Here is a 19,761-nt window from a genome sequence, read left to right on the forward strand (position 1 = left end):
GTAAAGCCCCTGCCCCGACCTTATTCCGCAGCCGGAACCTGATCGGTCATGTCCTGCAGCATCTGGTTCGCAGAACCTGCACCCGTACCCTTGCGGCGTTCCTCGAGGATGAGGTCGTCGCGCGAGGTGGCGATGCGGCGGATCTGCGTCATGGTGCCGCCAGTACCGGCCGGGATGAGGCGGCCGACGATGACGTTTTCCTTGAGGCCCTGCAGCGTGTCCGTCTTGCCGGCAATCGCAGCTTCCGTGAGAACCTTGGTGGTTTCTTGGAACGATGCGGCCGAGATGAAGGACGGCGTCTGCAGCGAAGCCTTGGTGATGCCGAGCAGAACCGGCTCGCCATAGGCAGGCTTCTTGCCTTCTTCGATCAGGCGGTCGTTGTTGTCGTCAAGCTCGATGCGATCGACGTTGTCACCAACGATGTACTGGCTGTCGCCGGCATCGGTGATTTCAACCTTCTGCAGCATCTGGCGAACGATCACTTCGATGTGCTTGTCGTTGATCACAACGCCCTGCAGACGGTAGACTTCCTGGATTTCGTTCACGAGGTAGGAAGCCAGAGCCTCCACGCCCTTGATCGCCAGAATGTCATGCGGTGCCGGGTTGCCGTCGAGAATGTATTCGCCCTTCTCGATGTAGTCGCCTTCCTGAAGATGGAAGGGCTTGCCCTTCGGGATCAGGTATTCGACCGGCTCGACGCCGTCTTCCGCAGGCTCGATCATCACGCGACGCTTGTTCTTGTAGTCGCGGCCGAGGCGGATCGTACCATCGATCTCAGCGATGATGGCGTGATCCTTCGGACGACGGGCTTCGAACAATTCGGCAACGCGCGGCAGACCACCGGTGATGTCCTTCGTCTTGGCGCTTTCCAGCGGCGAACGTGCAAGCACGTCACCCTGGGAGACCTTCGAACCCGGCTCGACCGACAGAATGGCGTCGACGGAGAGCTGGAAGCGGGCTTCGCCACCACGAGCAAGCTTCGCCACAGCACCGGAAGCGTCCTTGATGACGATTGCGGGCTTCAAGTCCGAACCGCGCGGCGTCGAACGCCAGTCAATGACCTGACGCTTGGTGATGCCGGTGGATTCGTCGGTCGCTTCCAGAACGGAAAGACCATCGACGAGGTCTTCGAAGTGAACGGTACCTTCCACTTCCGTCATCATCGGACGGGTGTAGGGGTCCCACTCTGCAAGACGCTGGCCACGCTTAACCTTGTCGCCATCATCCACGAAGATCTTCGAACCGTAAGCGACACGCTGCGAGGAACGTTCCGCGCCGCGCTCGTCAAGGATCGTAACGGACATGTTACGGCCCATGGCGATGAGAACGCCTTCGGAGTTCCGCAGGATGTTGCGGTTCTTGATCTGGATCGTGCCTTCATACGACGCTTCGAGGAACGACTGGTCGACCACGTTCGCCGTACCACCAAGGTGGAACGTACGCATGGTGAGCTGCGTGCCCGGTTCACCGATCGACTGTGCGGCGATGACGCCAACGGCTTCGCCCATGTTGACAGGCGTACCGCGTGCAAGGTCACGACCGTAGCAGACGCCGCAGACACCGATCTGCACTTCACAGGTCAGAGCCGAACGGATGCGGACGGACTGGATGCCAGCCTTTTCAATGGCGGCCACATCGGCCTCATCGATAAGCGTGCCGGCCTTGACGATGTTCTCGCCGGAAACCGGATGATCGATATCATCAAGAGCCGTACGGCCGAGGATACGTGCGCCCAGCGAGGCAACGACCTGACCGGCATCGACGATGGCGGTCATGGTGAGGCCCTTGTCAGTGCCGCAATCCACGGAGTTGACGATGCAATCCTGTGCGACGTCGACGAGACGGCGGGTAAGGTAACCCGAGTTCGCCGTCTTCAGGGCGGTGTCTGCAAGACCCTTACGGGCACCGTGGGTCGAGTTGAAGTACTCGTTAACGGTCAGGCCTTCCTTGAAGTTCGAGATGATCGGAGTCTCGATGATTTCACCCGACGGCTTCGCCATTAGGCCGCGCATGCCGCCCAGCTGACGCATCTGGTTCGGAGAACCACGGGCTCCCGAGTGGGACATCATGTAGATGGAGTTCATCGGCTTCTGGCGGCCCGTTTCCGGATCGAACTCGACAGCCTTGATGCGTGCCATCATCTCTTCGGCGACCTTTTCGGTAGCCTTGCCCCAGGCGTCGACAACCTTGTTGTACTTTTCGCCCTGGGTGATGAGACCGTCATTGTACTGCTGTTCGTATTCCTTCACCAAGGCTTCGGTGTCACCGACGATCTTCACCTTGCTGTCCGGAATGACCATGTCGTCCTTGCCGAACGAAATGCCGGCGCGGCAGGCATGGGCAAAGCCGAGCTGCATGATGCGGTCGCAGAAGATGACCGTGTCTTTCTGGCCGCAATGACGGTAGACCGTGTCGATCATCTTGGAGATGTTCTTCTTGGTCATTTCCTGGTTGCAGACGTCGAAAGGCACGTTGACGTTCTTCGGCAGAAGTTCGCCAATCAGCATACGGCCTGGGGTCGTTTCATGGATCTTCGAAACCGGCTTGCCATCGGCATCCACGGTCTTGAAGCGGCCGCGGATCTTGGCATGCAGCGTCACGACCTTGTTTTCAAGCGCGTGATGCAGTTCGCCGATATCCGAGAAAGCCATGCCTTCGCCCGGTTCGTTCTGGTTCATGATCGACAGATAATACAGGCCGAGAACCATGTCCTGCGAAGGAACGATGATCGGGTGGCCGTTTGCCGGATGCAGGATGTTGTTGGTAGACATCATCAGCACGCGGGCTTCAAGCTGGGCTTCGAGCGACAGCGGCACGTGAACGGCCATCTGGTCGCCGTCGAAGTCGGCGTTGAAGGCGGTGCAGACGAGCGGATGCAGCTGGATGGCCTTGCCTTCGACCAGCATGGGTTCGAATGCCTGGATGCCCAGACGGTGCAGCGTCGGCGCACGGTTGAGGAGAACCGGATGTTCGCGGATGACCTCGTCGAGGATATCCCAGACTTCCGGCTTTTCCTTCTCGACCAGCTTCTTGGCCTGCTTGACGGTCGAGGAGTAACCCTTGGCGTCGAGGCGGGCATAGATGAACGGCTTGAACAGCTCAAGCGCCATCTTCTTCGGCAGGCCGCACTGGTGCAGCTTCAGTTCCGGGCCGGTCACGATGACCGAACGGCCGGAATAATCGACGCGCTTGCCGAGCAGGTTCTGGCGGAAGCGGCCCTGCTTGCCCTTGAGCATATCGGAGAGCGACTTCAGCGGACGCTTGTTGGCGCCGGTGATGACGCGGCCGCGACGGCCGTTGTCGAACAGCGCATCGACGGATTCCTGCAACATACGCTTTTCGTTGCGGATGATGATGCCAGGCGCACGAAGCTCGATCAGGCGCTTCAGACGGTTGTTACGGTTGATGACGCGACGATAGAGATCGTTAAGGTCGGACGTCGCGAAACGACCGCCATCCAGCGGAACCAGCGGACGCAGGTCCGGAGGAATGACCGGAACGACCTTCATGATCATCCATTCCGGACGGTTGCCGGATTCCATGAAGTTCTCGACGATCTTCAGGCGCTTCATCAGCTTCTTCTGCTTGAGATCAGACGTGGTCTCAGCAAGTTCGGCACGCAGGTCGCCAGCGATCTTTTCGAGGTTCATCGAAGCCAGCATCTCGTAGATGGCTTCAGCGCCGATCATGGCGGTGAACTGGTCTTCGCCGAACTCGTCGACGGCGATCATGTACTCTTCTTCGGACAGAAGCTGGTTCTGCTTCAGAGAAGTGAGGCCGGGTTCCGTGACGATGTAGTTCTCGAAATAGAGAACGCGCTCGACATCCTTCAGCGTCATGTCGAGCAGGGTCGAGATACGCGAGGGAAGCGACTTCAGGAACCAGATATGGGCAACCGGCGCTGCGAGCTCGATATGGCCCATGCGCTCACGGCGAACGCGCGACAGCGTCACTTCGACGCCGCACTTTTCGCAGATGATGCCCTTGTACTTCATGCGCTTGTACTTGCCGCACAGGCACTCATAGTCCTTGATCGGTCCGAAGATGCGCGCGCAGAAGAGACCGTCGCGTTCCGGCTTGAACGTACGGTAGTTGATGGTTTCCGGCTTCTTGATCTCGCCGTAGGACCACGACAGGATTTTTTCCGGCGAAGCGATCGAAATCCGGATGGAATCGAAATGCTGCGCAGGCACCTGAGGATTGAAAAGATTCATGACCTCTTGGTTCATGCCTTGTCTCCTTGAGAGGCTAGCTGCTGCCCCTGTTTGCATCTGGACCGGCTTCTTCCCGGGTCACCGTCCAGAGCTTTAAATACGGATTTAACCGCACAATGCGGCGAAAGTGTCCCACACCGGCCTGGCCGATGCGGGAGCCGGCAGGCGCCCAAAAGGCGCCCGCCTCTCTCATTTTTATTCCGCCGCGTCGGGCAGCTGGTCTTCGGGCTGGTTCTCGATCTTTGAGTTTTCCAGTTCGACAGAAAGACCGAGCGACCGCATTTCCTTGACGAGAACGTTGAAGCTCTCCGGAATGCCGGCCTCGAACGTGTCGTCGCCACGGACGATCGCCTCGTAGACCTTGGTACGGCCCGCCACGTCATCCGACTTGACGGTGAGCATTTCCTGCAGCGTGTAAGCCGCGCCGTATGCTTCCAGAGCCCAGACTTCCATTTCCCCGAAGCGCTGTCCGCCGAACTGCGCCTTGCCGCCCAGCGGCTGCTGGGTAACGAGCGAGTAAGGACCGATCGAGCGAGCGTGGATCTTGTCGTCGACAAGGTGGTTCAGCTTGATCATGTACATGTAGCCGACGGTGACCTTGCGGTCGAACGGCTCACCGGTACGACCGTCATAAAGAACGGACTGACCGGATTCATGCAGACCTGCCTTCTTCAGCATCGCGGCAACGTCAGGCTCATGTGCACCGTCGAAGACCGGGGTCGCGATGGAAACACCGCGCTTGGCTTCTTCGGCAAGCTTGACCAGCGATTCGTCATCGAAGCGCTGCACCTCATCATGCGATTCACTCGCATAGATTTCGGTGAGCTCGGTGCGAAGCTCGCTGATGTCCATCGTCTTGCGATACTCTTCGAGCATCTCGCCGATCTTCTTGCCCATGCCTGCGCATGCCCATGCGAGGTGGGTCTCGAGGATCTGGCCGACGTTCATGCGCGAAGGCACGCCGAGCGGGTTCAAGCAGATGTCGACATGCGTGCCGTCTTCGAGGAACGGCATGTCCTCGACCGGAACGATACGAGAGACGACGCCCTTGTTACCGTGACGGCCGGCCATCTTGTCGCCCGGCTGGATCTTGCGCTTCACAGCGACGAAGACCTTGACCATCTTCATGACGCCCGGAGGCATTTCATCGCCGCGCTGGACCTTTTCGACCTTGTCCATGAAGCGCTGTTCAAGGCGCGACTTGGATTCGTCGTACTGGCCGCGAAGTGCTTCCAGTTCGGACTGAGCCTTCTCGTCTTCGACTGCAAACATCCACCACTGCGAGCGGGGATATTCGGAGACGACGGCGTTGGAAAGCTCGACGCCCTTCTTGAAGCCCTTCGGACCGGCGATGGAAACGTGACCACGCAGCATGTCGATCAGGCGACCGTAGACGTTACGGTCAAGAATTGCCTGTTCGTCGTCGCGGTCCTTTGCCAGACGCTCGATCTCTTCGCGCTCGATGGCCATCGCGCGCTCGTCCTTCTCCACACCGTGACGGTTGAAGACACGGACTTCAACGACCGTACCAAACGTGCCGGGAGGCATGCGCATGGACGTGTCGCGAACGTCGGAAGCCTTTTCACCGAAGATGGCGCGCAGAAGCTTTTCTTCCGGCGTCATCGGGCTTTCGCCCTTCGGCGTGATCTTGCCGACGAGGATGTCGCCCGGCTGAACTTCCGCACCGATGTAAACGATACCGGCTTCGTCGAGGTTCTTCAGCGCTTCTTCCGAAACGTTCGGAATGTCGCGCGTGATTTCTTCCGGACCAAGCTTCGTGTCACGCGCCATCACTTCGAATTCTTCGATGTGGATGGAGGTGAACACGTCGTCGGAAACGATACGCTCCGACATCAGGATCGAATCTTCGTAGTTGTAGCCGTTCCAGGGCATGAACGCGACGAGCGCGTTGCGGCCAAGTGCCAGATCGCCGAGGTCGGTCGACGGACCGTCCGCGATGATGTCACCCTTGGAGATCAGATCGCCGACGGCGACCAGCGGACGCTGGTTGACGCAGGTGTTCTGGTTCGAACGCTGGAACTTCTGCAGACGGTAGATATCGACGCCCGACTTGCCGGCATCGAGGTCTTCCGTGGCGCGGATAACGATACGGGTCGCATCCACCTGGTCGACAACACCGCCGCGGCGAGCCGCGATGGCAGCGCCGGAGTCGCGAGCGACGATCGGCTCCATACCGGTGCCGACGAACGGCGCCTCCGCCCGCAGAAGCGGAACGGCCTGACGCTGCATGTTCGAGCCCATGAGAGCGCGGTTGGCGTCGTCGTTTTCCAGGAACGGAATGAGAGCCGCCGCGACCGAAACGAGCTGCTTCGGCGAAACGTCCATCAGGTTGATGTTGTCGCGCGGTGCGAGCATAACTTCGCCCGAGTGACGGCAAACAACGAACTCTTCAACGAAGGCGCCTTCGCCATCGAGTTCGGCATTGGCCTGTGCGACGTAGTACTTGGCCTCTTCCATGGCGGAGAGGTAGATCACGTCCGTCGTTACCTTGCCGTCGATGATCTTGCGGTAGGGGCTTTCGATGAAGCCGTACTTGTTAACACGGGCAAAGGTGGCAAGCGAGTTGATCAGACCGATGTTCGGGCCTTCCGGCGTTTCGATCGGGCAAATACGGCCATAATGGGTCGGGTGAACGTCGCGGACTTCGAAGCCGGCGCGCTCACGGGTCAGACCACCCGGTCCAAGAGCCGAAAGACGGCGCTTGTGGGTGATTTCCGAAAGCGGGTTCACCTGGTCCATGAACTGCGACAGCTGCGAGGAACCGAAGAATTCGCGAACGGCGGCAGCTGCCGGCTTCGCGTTGATCAGGTCCTGCGGCATCACGGTGTCGATTTCGATCGAGGACATACGTTCCTTGATCGCACGTTCCATGCGCAGAAGGCCGAGGCGGTACTGGTTTTCCATCAGCTCGCCGACAGAACGAACACGGCGGTTGCCGAGGTTGTCGATGTCGTCGATTTCGCCCTTGCCGTCACGCAGCTCGACCAGCATCTTGACGACAGCGAGGATATCTTCCTTGCGCAGCGTGCGCACGGTGTCTTCCGCGTCGAGGTCGAGACGCATGTTCATCTTCACGCGGCCAACAGCCGAGAGATCGTAACGTTCAGCATCGAAGAACAGCGAATTAAACATCGCTTCCGCCGAATCCATGGTCGGCGGTTCACCCGGACGCATGACGCGGTAGATGTCGAACAGCGCTTCCTGGCGGTTCTGGTTCTTGTCGGCCGAGAGCGTGTTGCGGATATAGGCGCCAACATTGACGTGGTCGATGTTGAGAACCGGAATCTCGTCAAAGCCGGACTGAAGAATGAGACCGAGCGTCTTCTCGTCGATTTCGTCGCCGGCTTCGAGATAAATCTCACCCGTCGAGTAGTTGACGATGTCTTCGGCAAGGAAGTTGCCGTAGAGGTCTTCGTCAGTCGCCTTAAGTGCCTTGAGGCCCTTGTCGACGAGCTGGCGGATAAGGCGCGGGGTCAGCTTCTTGCCACCTTCGACAACGACTTCGCCGGTATCGGCGTCGATCATGTCGGTGATGACCTTGGCATTCTTCAGCGCTTCAGGCTGGAACGGAATGCGCCAGCCGTCGCCGGAGCGCTCGTAGGTAGCCTTGGTATAGAAGGTCGACAGGATTTCTTCGCCATCCATGCCAAGCGCCATCAGGAGCGAGGTCACGGGCAGCTTGCGGCGGCGGTCGATACGCGCATAGACGATGTCCTTGGCGTCGAACTCGATGTCGAGCCAGGAACCGCGATACGGGATCACGCGTGCGGCGAAAAGCAGCTTGCCGGAAGAATGGCTCTTGCCCTTGTCGTGATCGAAGAACACGCCCGGCGAACGGTGCATCTGCGAAACGATGACGCGCTCGGTGCCGTTGACGATGAACGTGCCGTTATTGGTCATGAGCGGCATGTCGCCCATGTAGACGGACTGTTCCTTGATGTCCTTGATGGACTTCGCGCCTGTATCCTCGTCGATATCGAACACGATGAGGCGCAGCGTCACTTTCAGCGGCGCTGCATAGGTCAGATCGCGCTGACGGCATTCCTCGACGTCGAACTTCGGCGCTTCGAATTCGTAGGATACGAATTCGAGCATGGATGCGCCCGAGAAATCGGTGATCGGGAATACGGATTTGAATACGGCATTCAATCCCTCGTCGGGACGGCCACCCTTGGGCTCGTCAACCATGAGAAACTGGTCATACGAAGCCTTCTGAACCTCGATGAGGTTCGGCATTTCCGCTACTTCTGGAATTTTGCCGAAAAACTTGCGTACGCGCCTACGACCGTTAAACGAAAGGGTCTGAGCCATCGTCGCTCCTTTAAAATTGCATCCGGGCCTGCAACGGACGGGAACCGATGGCCAGTCGACCCCGTCAAGCAATGGGTATCATCAATCTCGTTCCACATCCCGGATCGATCAGGCCGGATTGCCTAGATGAGCCGGTTCGGAACCATTCTCTTGAAGAACCCATTACCCAAAAGCCGTTTTCAAGCGGCTTTTGGGTAATAAGTTTTAAAAACGATAACGACGGAAAGGGGCTTGAAGCCCCTTCCCGCCAGCAATCGCAAGATTACTTAACGTCAACCTTGGCGCCTGCGTCCTCAAGCTTCTTCTTGAGATCGGCAGCTTCAGCCTTGGAAACGGCTTCCTTGACCGGCTTCGGAGCGCCTTCAACGAGGTCCTTAGCTTCCTTCAGGCCGAGGCCCGTGATAGCGCGAACTTCCTTGATGACGTTGATCTTGTTGGCGCCAGCGTCAACCAGGATCACGTCGAATTCAGTCTTTTCTTCTTCAACAGCAGCAGCAACGCCAGCACCGCCAGCAGCAGCAACAGCTACCGGAGCAGCAGCGGAAACGCCCCACTTTTCTTCAAGAAGCTTCGACAGTTCTGCAGCTTCCAGAACGGTCAGGGTGGAGAGGTCTTCAACGATCTTTGCGAGATCAGCCATTTTGATAGTTCCTTTTGTTCAGTTCGAACCAGTTTGAATATTTACAGCGAAAAACCGCCTTAAGCGGCTTCGTCCTTCTTGGCGTAAGCCGAGAACACCCGAGCCAGCTGGCTTGCAGGTGCGGCGACAACCGTAGCAACGCGAGTTGCCGGGGCATTGAGAAGGCCCAGCAGCTTTGCGCGCAGCTCGTCCAGCGAAGGCAGGGTCGCAAGCGACTTGACTGCTTCGGCGTTGAGCGTGGTTGCACCCATGGCGCCACCGAGAACAACGACCTTGTCGTTGGTCTTGGCGAAATCCATGACGACTTTCGGAGCGATCATCGGGTCGACGCTGTATGCAATCAGCGTCTGGCCCTTGAAGAGATCTGTCATCCCTTCCGACTCCGTGCCCTGAAGAGCGATCTTGGCCAGGCGGTTCTTCGCGACCTTGACGGTGCCTCCGGCAGCGCGCATCTTCGAACGGAAGTCGTTCATCTGCGCAACGGTGACACCAGCATAGTGGGCCACGACAACCGAACCGGAAGCCTTGAAGACTTCGTTCAGCTCCGTGACGAATTCGCGTTTTTCCGCTCTTTCCACTGTCTGTCTCCAGTAGACGGGAACACAACATGTGAACCCGTCGGGTTTGCCTTTGCCCCAAGGGACCTTTTTACAAAGATCCCGAGCGACGCTCGAGGATCCTGTCCCCCGCTCTGTCGCCGCAAACGGCTTCAGGCACAGGCACACCAGGTTCGAACCGGACAGTCAGGCATCCAGGATGCCTCAAATCCAGCCTCACCCGTCTCATGCAGGTTGAATGATTAAGGCCAGGTCCCGAAAGACATGGCCACCCGCAATCTCGGACAGGAGTTCCGGGTTTCCCCGGAAATCTCCGGCTCCTGGGAGCCGGAAATTCTTGTATTCACACTTCCCTTGGGAAGCGCGAGAATTGATTAAGCCGTAACCGACGAAGGGTCGATCTTGACGCCCGGACCCATGGTCGAGGAAATCGCGACGCGCTTGACGTAGTTGCCCTTGGCACCGGTCGGCTTTGCCTTGATGACGGCATCGGCGAAAGCCTTGATGTTTTCTTCAAGAGCCTTGGCGTCAAACGAAGCCTTACCAACGCCAGCGTGTACGATACCGGCCTTTTCGACGCGGAATTCGACAGCGCCGCCCTTGGATGCCTTGACAGCACCGGCAACGTCCATGGTCACGGTTCCGACCTTCGGGTTCGGCATCATGCCACGCGGGCCGAGTACCTTGCCGAGACGACCGACGAGCGGCATCATGTCCGGGGTCGCGATGCAACGATCGAAGTCGATCTTGCCGCCCTGAACGATTTCAACCAGTTCTTCTGCACCAACAACGTCAGCGCCAGCAGCCGTGGCTTCATCAGCCTTGGCGCCACGGGCGAAAACGGCGACGCGAACGTCACGGCCGGTGCCGTTCGGCAGGTTGACAACGCCACGAACCATCTGGTCCGCATGGCGCGGGTCAACGCCGAGGTTCATCGAAACTTCAACGGTTTCATCGAACTTGGCGACAGCACGTTCCTTGACCATAGAAATGGCGTCGGTGAGAACGTAAAGCTTGTTGGGATCCACGCCTTCGCGGATCTTCTGAATGCGCTTTGCTACCTTGGCCATGATCAACCTACCACTTCCAGGCCCATGGCGCGGGCAGAGCCCTCAACCATTGCCATTGCGCCTTCGATGTCGGCTGCGTTCAGATCCTTCATCTTGGCTTCAGCGATCGTCTTGACCTGAGCCTTGGTGATGGAACCGACCTTGGCGCCCTTGCCAGGCGTCTTGGAACCGGAGGTGATCTTTGCTTCCTTCTTCAGCCAATAGGTCATCGGCGGCTGCTTCATGACGAAGGTGAAGGACTTGTCCTGGTAATAGGTGATGACGACCGGGATCGGCATACCCTTTTCCATTTCCTGCGTGGCGGCATTGAACGCCTTGCAGAATTCCATGATGTTAATGCCACGCTGACCAAGTGCCGGACCGATCGGCGGGGACGGATTGGCCGCCCCGGCCTTTACCTGCAACTTGAGCTGGCCTGCAACTTTCTTAGCCATATCTCTCTGCCTTTCAATTCAAACCGGTCGCCCGGCTTCTCTTAAGCCGGATTGCTCCGGCGGCTGCGGTTGCGTGGTGCGGCGCCCTGCCCCGGCTTAAAGAGCCAGTTAGCCTTCCACGCGCTTGGGGCTTTACCCCGCCAATCAGACCTTTTCGACCTGATTGTATTCCAGCTCGACCGGCGTAGCGCGGCCGAAAATCGACACTTCCACCTTCAGGCGCGAACGCTCTTCGTCGACATCCTGAACCACGCCGTTGAACGACGCGAACGGACCGTCGGAGACGCGAACCTGCTCGCCGATCTCGAACGAAACCGAAGACTTCGGACGCTCGACACCTTCCTGAACCTGACCGAGGATACGCTCGGCTTCATAGTCGGGAATCGGAACAGGCTTGCTGTCCGAACCGAGGAAACCAGTCACCTTCGGCGTGTTCTTGATGAGGTGATAGGCCTCATCCGTCAGGTTGGCGCGCACCAGCACGTAACCTGGAAAGAACTTGCGCTCGCTGTCGACCTTGCGGCCGCGACGCACCTCGACAACCTTTTCGGTCGGCACGAGGATTTTCTCAAAAAGATGATCAAGACCCTTCTGACGGGCCTTCTCTTCGATCGACTCGGCGACCTTCTTTTCGAAATTCGAATAGGCGTGAACGATATACCAGCGCGCTGCCATTTTTATTCTCCGTTCAATTCGTTACCGACCGACGTTCAGCACGAGGCTGAGCAGCCAGCCGATGAGCTGGTCAGCAGCAAAAAAGAACAGAGCCGCAAAAATGACCATCACCAGCACCATTGCCGTCGAAATCATGGTCTCGCGGCGCGACGGCCAAGTGATCTTTGACGCTTCGGCGCGAACCTGCTGCAGAAACGTAAACGGATTGGTTTTGGATGCCATTGACTGCCCACGCAATTACGGCGCGTAAAGCCGATACTGATCAGCCCCACGCACCGCGTGTCTGTTTTGACCTTACATAAACGCCGATTCCCTTTTTAACAAGAGGAAATCGACATTCGGCGAAATTCGCCGGAAATCCGGCACCCATCTGCCATGCAGCGAGGATCCGCGCTTGCGAATGGAAAGTGGCAGGGGCAGAGGGGCTCGAACCCCCGACCTGCGGTTTTGGAGACCGCCGCTCTACCAGCTGAGCTATACCCCTTCAAACCAGAACCGACCGCGAAAATCGCTTGGCCAATTCGGTATGCGCTCCTTTAAGGTGCAGGGAAAAGAATGGCAAGTGTGTTTTTTGTTTTTTCACATTGTCTGGCAAAATACACCGACACGCCCCCTACCCCACAAGGCACAATGCCTATTCCCTTGATCTCTTTGACGCTCTCGACAGGAAATCTCATGAGTATTTATCTGGTCCGTCATGGCCAAACCGAATTTAACGCCGTCCAGCGCTGGCAGGGCCAGGTCGATTCGCCTTTAACGGAACTGGGACGCCAGCAGGCGGCCCGCGTGGGGCACCGGCTCGCCGCCATGACAAGAACCGATGAAGTGCATATTTTTTCCAGCCCGCTCGGACGGGCAAGGCAGACCTGCGAGATCATAGCCGGCGAGATGAAAATCATCGACGGCATCACTCTCGATCCCGGCTTGATGGAGGTTGGCATGGGCGCATGGGACGGCATGACGGATTACGAGATAGATTATGAATATCCCGGCATGCGTAACGGGCTGGATCGACATGAATGGTTCTTCCACGCGCCGGGCGGTGAGACATTCGAAAAAATGACAAGCCGGGTGGCCCGCAGCCTGGAGACCATACAGCAGAGACAGGCTCGCGATGCGATCATCATCTGCCATGGCATCACCAGCCGCCTGTTACGCGGCGTCTATGCGAAACTTCCAAAGGAGGAAGCATTGCGCCTTGATGTGCCGCAGGACGCATTCTTCCATCTCAAGGATGGCGAGATCGCCCGCATCGATTGCTGAGCCCTTTCAGGCAACAAAAAACCCCGCCGTTTCCAGCGGGGTTTTCCTCAATCCCTTGCGGGTTTGAAATTACTCGACGATCGAAGCCACGATGCCGGCGCCGACGGTACGGCCGCCTTCGCGGATAGCGAAGCGCAGCTTTTCTTCCATCGCGATCGGAACGATCAGCTCGACTTCAACCGTGACGTTGTCGCCAGGCATAACCATTTCCGTGCCTTCCGGCAGCGAAACGATGCCGGTCACGTCCGTCGTGCGGAAGTAGAACTGCGGACGGTAGTTCGTGAAGAACGGCGTATGACGGCCGCCTTCTTCCTTCGTCAGGATGTAGGCTTCTGCCATGAACTTCTTGTGCGGCTTGACCGAACCCGGCTTGCACAGGATCTGACCACGCTCAACGCCGTCACGGGTAACGCCGCGAACCAGCGCACCGATGTTGTCGCCGGCCTGGCCCTGGTCGAGCAGCTTGCGGAACATTTCAACGCCGGTAACCGTCGTCTTCGAGGTCGGACGAATGCCGACGATTTCGACTTCTTCACCAACCTTGACGATACCGCGCTCAACGCGACCCGTCACAACCGTACCACGGCCAGAGACCGAGAACACGTCTTCGATCGGCATGAGGAACGGCTGGTCGATCGGACGCTCAGGTGTCGGGATGTAGGCGTCAACAGCGGCCATCAGCTCGCGGATCGCGTCTTCACCGATCTTCTTGTCGCTGTCTTCAAGAGCGGCAAGTGCCGAACCCTTGATGATCGGAATATCGTCGCCCGGGAAGTCGTAGGACGACAGAAGTTCGCGAACTTCCAGCTCGACGAGCTCGAGAAGCTCGGCGTCGTCAACCTGGTCGACCTTGTTGAGGAACACGACGATTGCCGGAACGCCAACCTGACGGGCAAGCAGGATGTGCTCGCGGGTCTGCGGCATCGGGCCGTCAGCGGCCGAGCAAACCAGAATCGCGCCGTCCATCTGGGCAGCACCGGTGATCATGTTCTTCACGTAGTCGGCGTGGCCGGGGCAGTCAACGTGCGCGTAGTGACGGTTCGGCGTCTCATACTCAACGTGGGCCGTCGAAATCGTGATACCACGTGCCTTTTCTTCAGGCGCGGCGTCGATCTGGTCATACGCCTTGAACTCGCCGAAGAACTTCGTGATCGCGGCGGTCAGCGACGTCTTGCCATGGTCAACGTGACCGATCGTGCCAATGTTGACGTGCGGCTTATTGCGCTCAAACTTGCTCTTTGCCATGTGAATTGCTTCCTGTGAACGTGAAGTAGTTTCCCCGGCGTACCGGTTTGGTGTCGCCGTTTAAGGCTTTGTAAGCGAATGCGCAAGACTTAATTGTGAAAGCGCCTGCGCGCGCGCTTCAAGCGTGCCCCGAGGCCCGTATATGGTGTGTTGTTTGCGACATTCAAACCCTTGGGAGGATGACGTGGATGCAAGCCGAGGGGAGCGCATTCCCACCATTGCCGATCACTAATTAAGATATTTCCATCACAACTTCTTTACCTGCACCGCCATGATGGCTTAAGGACAGTCCATCGCCGGGGGAGACGGGTGATCGCAATGCGGCGCCGGGCGCGCCATCCCATGCCATATCTCGATCCGTCGCTTTCCCGCGCGACCTTCATATCCGTTTCAGGACCATCCCATGGAAATCTTCACAGCCGCCGGTTTTACGGCATTCTTACAGGTCATCGCGATCGATCTGGTTCTGGCGGGCGACAATGCCATTGTCATCGGCCTTGCCGCGGCCGGCCTGCCCGCACATCTTCGCCGCAAGGCAATCCTCGTCGGCATCATCGCCGCCACGGTGCTGCGGATCGGCTTCGCCGCCGTCACCGTACAGCTTCTGTCCATTGTCGGCCTGCAACTCTTCGGGGGCCTGCTGCTCGCCTGGGTTTGCTGGAAGATGTGGTCCGAACTGCGCGAAGCCGCCGGCTCCATCGAAGACGAGGTGACGGATGACGAGGCCGACCTGACCAAGGGTCACAAGACCTTTTTCCAGGCGGCAACGCAGATCGTCATCGCCGACGTTTCCATGTCGCTGGACAATGTTCTCGCCGTCGCCGGCGCCGCGCAGGAACATGTCACCGTGCTGATCATCGGCCTTGTTGTGTCGATCGCCCTTATGGGTCTGGCCGCCAACTTCGTTGCCAAGCTGCTGCACCGCTACCGCTGGATTTCCTATCTCGGCCTGATGGTCATCATCTATGTGGCGCTCAACATGCTTTACCACGGCGTGATTGAGGTCCTGCCCTACATCAAGCCTTATTTCGGCTGAAGCCGACCAAAGCGACGCACAACCGAAAGGCCCGGAAACACGGTTTTCCGGGCCTTTTTTGTGCCATCGGCACCTTTTTTCCAGCGGCGGGGAATCAGCGACCGCAAGCGCTGCAACATTCGGAGAAGACAGGGAAATCGCGATTTTTTGCCCATGTATTCTGGCAATTGAGGTCAGCCACGGGCAAGCCTAGGGAGCTAGTAATAAGTCATAATAATAACAAGAAAGGTAAAGCTGCCAATGGCTTATGACTGGACCGGCGGTCGTACTCGCCGTCTTCGAAGGGTGAAGCTTGGCGTTGTCGCAAGCTCTCTCATCCTGCTGGCGCTTCTTGCGTCGCTCGTTCTTGGCTGAACGCGCCGCACGCCCAATTCAACGCTGACCGGCGGCATGGCAAGGTTTTCAAAACCGCCCTGCCGCCGCTCCTTTCAGCGCAGGCGTCAGCGATCAGGTTTTCTTCACTTCCACGCAATGAACCGGCTGTTTCATGTCCGGATCCGCCATCAAATCGTAGAGATCGGCCTCGTTACCCTTCGACCACCAGACATGGGTGCCACCCTGATATTTGGCGCCCGAACCTGAAATGACGTTTGCGGCAACGATGACGCCATCCTTCAGCCCCAGCCTTACGAGGCTGATATCACCGGCATTGAAATAGGTCGCGTCCACCGTGTCGGTGGCGCATTGATAAACGGTTTCGACCTTTTCGACCGTCGTATCGTTCGGCAGCGGAATCACCATGTCTTCGGCCAAAGCGCTGGAAGCAGCTGCCAAAGACAAGGCAGCGAAACACATGGAGGCGAGAGGTTTTTTCATGATGGCCCTTTCCTGATTCGACCTGACCATAGGGACATGTCAGAAAAGCCAAAATGGGGCCGCCCAACGCCGCACGCGTAAAATTTACGGGCATGTCAGCCGCTGAAACAGCTAATTGTTGATTTCGGTCGAGACGCTACGGCAATTCCTATCGAAAGAGCCAATAAACGACGCCAAGGATAAGCGTCCACATCAACAATGATATGGCAAGCACGGCGAGATAGTTTCGAAATCGTCTGGTCATCCGCCCACATTACCGGCCGGCTATCGCGCGACAGCCTCAACCGTTGAATTGCTGGATGCGGGTCACACCGCAGGATCAACTCTTTCTATCAAGATGCTGAATCGCAGACCATTCGCAGATTTTACCCGCCCGAAAACGGGGTTGCCTGCGGCAAACCCCGCCTTTGCCGGCAGGGTTTGCAAAAATCGTCGCGCCCTGGCGAGTTGACGACGATCAGCCGTCGCCAGACCGGATCAGCTCTTCAGTGCGGTATTGCACAGGCTCCAGTAACCGCCGCCCTTCTGGATCCACTTCAGATCACCGAGCGTGCCGTCATTCTTGTTCTTATGATAGGAATCGACGCAGGTTTTCAGGCGGGCCTTTCCGGGGGTCTCGCTTGAATATTTCTTATCGACAGCACTCGGAAAAGCGACGCCCTTCGGGGCCTTGATCGTCGCTTTTTCGGGTTCTTTGTCAGTGGTGGCCGCGACCTGCTTATCGTCGGCGGCATCTTCGGCGGCCGCTTCGCTGCCGCAGAACTTGGCGCGATAGTCGTTCCACTTGACGTCCTTGGCGGATCCGTCCGCTTTCGCCGCCTGATATTTCACGCTGCACTCCTTCATGGTGAGTGCGGCTGCGGGGGAGACAAACGCCGCCGATGCCAGCAGCGCAAAGGATGAGAGAATGACAACCCTGTTAATCATTGAAGACTCCCGTTTGCATGATTGCCGGGCGACTATCCGACCGGATTTTCCTGTTGTCAACGAGCAGTGCGGTAGGGACCAGACATCGAATTAACGCGAGGCGAAATCGCTCGCAGAGCATTCGATCTTCTCGGGCATGGAGGCGTGGTGCCGACATAGCTTCAACCTCAGGTCAGCCCCTCAAAGAATCACGTGTTCGTGTGGCGTCAATAGCCAGCGGGAACGAATTCCCTAAATTTTCGTTAGCATCTCGAACGACTAACGAGGATTTATCGATGTTGAGGATGCCGAAGACTATGTCCGCGCTCGCTCTTGGCGTCGCATTATCTGCCGCTTCTGTCATTCCCGCTGAGGCACTGAGCATCATACAGCCGGCCGGAGACCTTCAGGAAAAGACGCAGCCCGCCTACCCCGCATCGGCCTTTGCCGCGGGTAAGGGGGAGGAAGGCGCGCCGAATGGCTATGCCCTGTCGGAAGGAGAAGTCAGCCACATCAAATGGTGTGCCGCGCGTTACACCTCCTACCATCCAACTGACAACACCTATATGGCGTCAGCAGGCACGCGGGTGCAGTGCCGTTCACCCTACTGATATAATCTCGGATTTTTCGGTTGGAGCTGGCCACGGACTCGATTGCACCAAACGCGACTGGCAAGCTAGGCAAGCGTCATGAGATAGTGGCCCACGCCCCAGACCTCACCATCGTCATGTCCAAAGAGACCTGCCGTCGCGAGAAAGAACAGTCGCCAGCGGCGTTCCCATAATCTTGCATCTGCTCCATAGACGCTCTGAAGAATCGGCCGGACGCGATCTATCTCCCGATCGAAATTCGCGAGCCAGTCGAGAGCTGTCCGGCGATAGTGAGACCCTGACCAGCGCCAATCCTGCTCCACGCTGAAAAGCCCGCCAAAACGATGCGGAAGATCGAAAGCGGGCATGATCCCACCGGTGAAAAAATGCTGCGCGATCCAGTCTGCCGGATTGGCATGGTCGAACCGATAGGATCGGTCGCGGTGATTGAAAACGTGAAGGAAGAACTTGCCTTCCGGCTTCAGCCAGGAGCGGACGCGCTCGAACAAGGTCCGCCAGTTCGACATATGCTCGAACATTTCAACCGATACGACGCGGTCGAAATGGCCGTCAGTCGAAAAATCATTCATATCCGCCGTTATGACTGACAGGTTGGAAAGTCCGCGCTCTTTCGCGCGCTCGATTATATATTGGCGCTGCGACGCGGAGTTCGAAACGGACGTAATCCGCGCCTTGGGAAAACGGCCAGCCATATAAAGCGAGAGCGAGCCCCAGCCGCATCCGAGTTCGAGAATATCCATGCCGTCCTGCAATCCGGCATGTGACACCGTCTGCGCCAAAGCAAAGGTTTCGGCCTCGTCGAGTGTTGTCTGAGCATCAGGATAAAAGCAGCAGGAATATTTTCTCTGCGCGCCAAGAACCATCGCGAAGAATTCCGCCGGCACTTCGTAATGCTGCCTGTTCGCATCCGCCGTGTGGGTGGCAACGGGAAATTTCATCATGTCTGCCGCGAATGCAGGCTCGGCATCCACCGGCAGGCTGGCAAGCCTACGCTTGGTGCGTGCGCAGAGCAGGTCGATACCGGCAAGGGTGATGCTGTCGCTCAGCGGCGCGCGCTCGGCGGCATTGATGGCGAATGCGAGCATGTTCATGGCATATCCTCGTTTTTGCGGGGTCCCGGGAAAAAGGCATTGACGCGGTTTTGCAGGGTGCGGAATTTATCCCCGCGCGATTTCAGCATGTGCTCCTCAAGCGGCGGAATGCCGGAGACATGAACGAGCAGCCAGTACATCATGGCCGGCGCAGCCAGCGACACCCACGACCAGGGCTGCGCGTCGATGGCCAGCAATGGAAAGCCGCACCAGACAAGCCATTCGAAGAAATAGTTGGGATGACGGGAGTAACGCCACAGACCCGTCTCACAGACGCCGCTTTTGGCCTCCGGCGATTTTCTGAACCGTGAAAGCTGCCTGTCGGCGACGGCTTCGCCGGCAAGGGCACCGGCCGCGACGAGCAGGGCAATCACATCGGTGAAGCGTGGAAAGGCCTGAGGATTGTTGGCTGCAAGATAGACGGCAAGAACCAGTACGAAGGCGGCAACGGCCTGGATCTGGAGAAAGCGGAAAAGCCGGATCGAGGCCTTGTCGCCCCACTGCTCGATGAGCTTGGCATAACGCGGGTCCTCTCCGGCACCCCTTGTGCGCAGACCGATATGGCCGGCAAGCCGCAGCGACCAGATAATGACAAGAAGAACCACGGCGCCGCGGCGCCAATCGTCTCCATCGGCAAATACGACAGCGACGACACCACCAAGCCCGACGCTCGCCGACCAGACAGTATCGATCCAGCCGCTCGATCCCGTCAAACGCTGCAATCCCCAGGCCGCCGCCATAAGCAGCGACATCAGAACCGCAAGGGCCACCACGACAGACATCATCACCATTCCGCTCGCCATATTCGAACAACTTGAGACCGCGTTTCGTGATGGCAACTACGGTCGAGATGGCAAAAGAGTTTCAGGCC

At 58.0% G+C, this 19,761-nt stretch carries 16 protein-coding genes and 1 tRNA gene; 3 read left to right on the forward strand and 14 right to left on the reverse strand.

Translation table 11 applies throughout. The features are described 5' to 3' along the window. Positions 1-20: 20 nt before the first annotated feature. The 9 genes from rpoC to AC1ROR_RS07295 form a co-directional block, all read right to left on the reverse strand. Positions 21-4,229 (reverse strand): DNA-directed RNA polymerase subunit beta', encoded by a 4,209-nt coding sequence (gene rpoC, locus AC1ROR_RS07255; protein WP_035224054.1) that lies wholly within the window; start codon positions 4,227-4,229, stop codon positions 21-23. A gap of 180 nt (positions 4,230-4,409) precedes the next feature. Beyond that, complete coding sequence (rpoB, locus tag AC1ROR_RS07260; protein WP_498588999.1) at positions 4,410-8,546, reverse strand: DNA-directed RNA polymerase subunit beta; 4,137 nt, start codon at positions 8,544-8,546, stop codon at positions 4,410-4,412. A 262-nt stretch (positions 8,547-8,808) separates the two neighbouring features. Next, positions 8,809-9,186: a 50S ribosomal protein L7/L12 gene (gene rplL / locus AC1ROR_RS07265; RefSeq protein WP_035224052.1), complete on the reverse strand. Its 378-nt coding sequence runs from the start codon at positions 9,184-9,186 to the stop codon at positions 8,809-8,811. A gap of 59 nt (positions 9,187-9,245) precedes the next feature. Further along, entirely contained in the window at positions 9,246-9,764 is a 519-nt protein-coding gene (gene rplJ / locus AC1ROR_RS07270; RefSeq protein ID WP_003523725.1) for a 50S ribosomal protein L10, read from the reverse strand. A gap of 353 nt (positions 9,765-10,117) precedes the next feature. After that, positions 10,118-10,813, reverse strand: a complete 696-nt coding sequence (gene rplA / locus AC1ROR_RS07275; protein WP_003523724.1) for a 50S ribosomal protein L1 — start codon at positions 10,811-10,813, stop codon at positions 10,118-10,120. A gap of 2 nt (positions 10,814-10,815) precedes the next feature. Beyond that, positions 10,816-11,247, reverse strand: coding sequence for a 50S ribosomal protein L11 (rplK, locus tag AC1ROR_RS07280; RefSeq protein WP_003523723.1), 432 nt, complete (start codon positions 11,245-11,247; stop codon positions 10,816-10,818). A 144-nt stretch (positions 11,248-11,391) separates the two neighbouring features. Next, positions 11,392-11,922: a transcription termination/antitermination protein NusG gene (gene nusG / locus AC1ROR_RS07285; protein WP_003523721.1), complete on the reverse strand. Its 531-nt coding sequence runs from the start codon at positions 11,920-11,922 to the stop codon at positions 11,392-11,394. A gap of 21 nt (positions 11,923-11,943) precedes the next feature. Further along, the gene (gene secE / locus AC1ROR_RS07290) at positions 11,944-12,144 is read right to left on the reverse strand and encodes a preprotein translocase subunit SecE (RefSeq protein ID WP_003523719.1); all 201 of its coding nucleotides are present in this window, start codon (positions 12,142-12,144) and stop codon (positions 11,944-11,946) included. Positions 12,145-12,330: 186 nt separating this feature from the next. After that, positions 12,331-12,406 (reverse strand) — tRNA-Trp (locus tag AC1ROR_RS07295). A gap of 71 nt (positions 12,407-12,477) precedes the next feature. Here AC1ROR_RS07295 and AC1ROR_RS07300 point away from each other — a divergent pair. Next, positions 12,478-13,185, forward strand: coding sequence for a histidine phosphatase family protein (locus tag AC1ROR_RS07300; protein ID WP_498589000.1), 708 nt, complete (start codon positions 12,478-12,480; stop codon positions 13,183-13,185). A 69-nt stretch (positions 13,186-13,254) separates the two neighbouring features. Here the strand turns inward: AC1ROR_RS07300 and tuf are convergent, their stop codons facing one another. Then, a complete protein-coding gene (gene tuf / locus AC1ROR_RS07305; RefSeq protein ID WP_498589001.1) occupies positions 13,255-14,430 on the reverse strand; it encodes an elongation factor Tu in 1,176 nt (391 codons plus the stop codon). Positions 14,431-14,833: 403 nt separating this feature from the next. Between tuf and AC1ROR_RS07310 the strand changes: the two genes are divergently transcribed. Next, positions 14,834-15,466: a TerC family protein gene (locus tag AC1ROR_RS07310; protein WP_035224045.1), complete on the forward strand. Its 633-nt coding sequence runs from the start codon at positions 14,834-14,836 to the stop codon at positions 15,464-15,466. 447 nt (positions 15,467-15,913) lie between these two features. Here the strand turns inward: AC1ROR_RS07310 and AC1ROR_RS07315 are convergent, their stop codons facing one another. Beyond that, a complete protein-coding gene (locus tag AC1ROR_RS07315; RefSeq protein WP_498589002.1) occupies positions 15,914-16,282 on the reverse strand; it encodes an MliC family protein in 369 nt (122 codons plus the stop codon). A 477-nt stretch (positions 16,283-16,759) separates the two neighbouring features. Beyond that, positions 16,760-17,209 (reverse strand): hypothetical protein, encoded by a 450-nt coding sequence (locus AC1ROR_RS07320; protein WP_035224042.1) that lies wholly within the window; start codon positions 17,207-17,209, stop codon positions 16,760-16,762. 275 nt (positions 17,210-17,484) lie between these two features. On the opposite strand from AC1ROR_RS07320, the gene AC1ROR_RS07325 reads away from it, so the two are divergent. After that, on the forward strand, positions 17,485-17,799 hold the full coding sequence (locus tag AC1ROR_RS07325; RefSeq protein WP_498589003.1) for a BA14K family protein: 315 nt from the start codon (positions 17,485-17,487) through the stop codon (positions 17,797-17,799). A gap of 65 nt (positions 17,800-17,864) precedes the next feature. On the opposite strand, the gene AC1ROR_RS07330 is transcribed toward AC1ROR_RS07325, so the two are convergent. Next, a complete protein-coding gene (locus AC1ROR_RS07330; protein WP_498589004.1) occupies positions 17,865-18,890 on the reverse strand; it encodes an SAM-dependent methyltransferase in 1,026 nt (341 codons plus the stop codon). Then, positions 18,887-19,675 carry a DUF1295 domain-containing protein gene (locus AC1ROR_RS07335; RefSeq protein ID WP_498589185.1) on the reverse strand — a complete coding sequence of 263 codons (789 nt, stop codon included), beginning with the start codon at positions 19,673-19,675 and terminating at the stop codon, positions 18,887-18,889. The genes AC1ROR_RS07330 and AC1ROR_RS07335 overlap by 4 nt, the downstream gene beginning before the upstream one ends. Between the last annotated feature and the right edge of the window lie 86 nt (positions 19,676-19,761).

The organism is Agrobacterium sp. GW821-FHT14E08, from assembly GCF_058803865.1.